The following is a 2688-nucleotide window of genomic DNA, read 5'->3' as shown; positions in this document are numbered from 1 at the left end:
GTATCTCTTCATTGCCAAATTCATCCTCGATCGATACCAAAATCTTCATTTTGTTTCTCATTTTACCTAACCCCCTCTTTTTTACATAGCCAGTCTTTGTTTTTACTGGATATATATATTATCGGAGATCTTTCCATTTTCTTTTAAAACCTATTTCACAGGTCGCAAAATTTCGCCGTTTTGTCAAGAAACTTTTGCGACCTCCCAGCAATTCTAATTATCGTAACCATTCAGATAGTAATTCACCGCAGAGACGCAGAGGAATAGAGAAGACAGATTTGTTAATCAATTTTAATGTTGTTGTACTCAAGAAATTGCCCTGATGAAAATCAGGGATGTTAAGCGTCTCGTCCATAGATTTTTCCCTCTTGAGAGGGGTTAGGGGTGTGTTTTTCTCTGCGTCTCTGTGTCTCTGCGGTGAACAGTTACCCAAATTTTATTAAAGAAATTTGCTAAATTTACCGATTATTATAATGTATGGATTCACCAAAGATTATCATAAGAGGGGGTAAGAGGCTTACAGGTAAAGTTAAAATTTCAGGGTCTAAAAATGCCGCGCTACCTATTTTAGCCGCGACTATTCTTATTCCAGAACCAATTACATTAACAAACTTACCCTCTCTTCTGGACATAGAGACGATGTGTGAGGTATTAACTCTTTTAGGGGCTAATGTTGAGGGAAAAAAAGAGTCAGCAGTTATAAATACCGTTAGTTTAGACCAATATGAAGCCCCTTATGAGCAGGTGCGCAAGATGCGTGCCTCAGCATTAGTTATGGGTGCTTTATTAGCCAGATTTGGTAAGGCGTATGTTCCTTTACCCGGCGGATGCAATATCGGATTGAGACCGATTAATCTTCACTTAGATGGACTAAGCAAATTGGGTGCGGAAATAGTTACGAAAGAAGGATATGTGAAATTATCGGCTAAAAGATTAATTGGCACAGAAATATATCTTGATTTTCCTTCAGTTGGGGCGACGGAAAATTTAATGATGGCGACTTCAATGGCTTGCGGGGAAACAATTATTGATAATGCCGCAAAAGAACCAGAGATTGTAGAACTAGCTAATTTTTTAAATAAAGCCGGCGCCAAAATTGAAGGTGCGGGTTCGGATACAATAAAAGTTACCGGAGTAAAAGAATTGAAAACTACTTCATTTCAAATTATCCCGGATAGAATAGAAACAGGAACTTACGCCATTGCCGCCGCTATCACTAAAGGAGATATTACTCTTGAGGGGGCTGATTTTGACCATCTCCATACGGTTATGACTAAATTAGAAGAGGCAGGGGTAATATTTGAAAAAAAAGATTCTCAGATGCGTGTGTATGTAAAAAAAGACCTTATGCCAGCAAATATAAGAACTATGCCTTACCCTGGATTTCCAACAGACCTTCAGGCACAATTTATGACGCTAATGTCTATTACTAAAGGAATGAGTATGGTTATAGAATCGGTATTTGAGAATAGGTTTATGCATGTCAGTGAATTATGTCGTATGGGAGCAGATATTAAGGTAGATGGACATACCGCAATAATACGTGGTGTCGAGACTTTAAGTGGAGCTCAGGTTAATGCGACAGATCTGAGAGCAAGTGCCGCATTGATTTTAGCCGGGCTGGTGGCTAAAGGAGAAACCCAACTATCCGGCATACATCACCTGGATAGAGGCTATGAATGTATGGAAGAAAAATTATCTAAACTGGGGGCACAAATTAAACGCATTGCTGGAGGAGAAGATTATGATTAAAGGAATATACACCGGTGCAATAGGAATGCTTGCCCAATGGACAGATTTAGATGTTGTCGCAAATAACCTGGCGAATATAGATACCGCTGGCTATAAAAGGGATGAAACTATATTTACACCATTTGATTCTATTTTTCTCCATCGCCTTTATGATAATTATATTATGACCAGAGAAGGCTATCTTGACCAAAGACCAAAAGTTGGTCCTGTAGGCACAGGCGTAGGAATAAGTGAAATAGCCACTTTATATTCACAAGGACCTATTCAAAAAACCGATAATGACTTTGACCTGGCTATTGGCGGAAAAGGCTTTTTTACGATTGAAGGACCTCAAAATAAAATTTTTTATACCCGTAATGGCACATTTACTATCGATTCAGAAGGATATTTGGTGACGAAAGGAGGTTATAGAGTCTTAGGAGTAAATGGATATATTCAAATTGCTCAAGGCAATTTCCAGGTTCAAGAAAATGGCAAGGTAATAACAGGAGAGAGAGATTGGAAATCTCCACAAGAAATAGACGGACTAAAAATAGTTGATTTTGAAAACAGAAGAGGATTGAAAAAAGTAGGTAATACCTTATTTGAAGCGACTCAGTATGCAGGTGAACCTCAAGTTGTCGCTCAACCTAAAATTTTGCAAGGTTACCTTGAAAAGTCAAATACCAATCCAATCGAAGAAATGGTAAAAATGATTGAAATTCAACGAATATATGAAATTAATCAACGAGCAGTAACCTCTTTTGACGATACACTACGAACAGCCGTGACAGAAGTCAGCAGGGTGAAGTAAGTAGAATTTTGGGTAACCGTTCAAGTGGTATTTACCGCAGAGACGCAGAGCAACAGAGAAGATATGGAAATAAAGCAACTATTCAGCCACTGATTAATACGGATTAGCACGGATAAATAGCAGAGGGCAGAGGGCAGAGGGCA

The 2688-nt window shown here is 38.7% G+C and carries 3 protein-coding genes; 2 read left to right on the top strand and 1 reads right to left on the bottom strand.

All coding sequences use genetic code 11. The features are described from left to right. Positions 1-217: 217 nt before the first annotated feature. Complete coding sequence (locus AB1422_13855; GenBank protein MEW6620397.1) at positions 218-355, bottom strand: hypothetical protein; 138 nt, start codon at positions 353-355, stop codon at positions 218-220. A 122-nt stretch (positions 356-477) separates the two neighbouring features. On the opposite strand from AB1422_13855, the gene murA reads away from it, so the two are divergent. Further along, positions 478-1752, top strand: a complete 1275-nt coding sequence (murA, locus tag AB1422_13850; protein ID MEW6620396.1) for a UDP-N-acetylglucosamine 1-carboxyvinyltransferase — start codon at positions 478-480, stop codon at positions 1750-1752. After that, on the top strand, positions 1745-2545 hold the full coding sequence (gene flgF / locus AB1422_13845; protein MEW6620395.1) for a flagellar basal-body rod protein FlgF: 801 nt from the start codon (positions 1745-1747) through the stop codon (positions 2543-2545). Before murA ends, flgF begins: the two co-directional genes overlap by 8 nt. Positions 2546-2688 lie beyond the last annotated feature (143 nt).

The organism is bacterium, assembly GCA_040757115.1.
Lineage (GTDB): Bacteria > UBA9089 > CG2-30-40-21 > CG2-30-40-21 > SBAY01 > JBFLXS01.
Note: the sequence above shows the minus strand (reverse complement) of the source record. Positions and strands in the feature narration are given on the sequence as shown.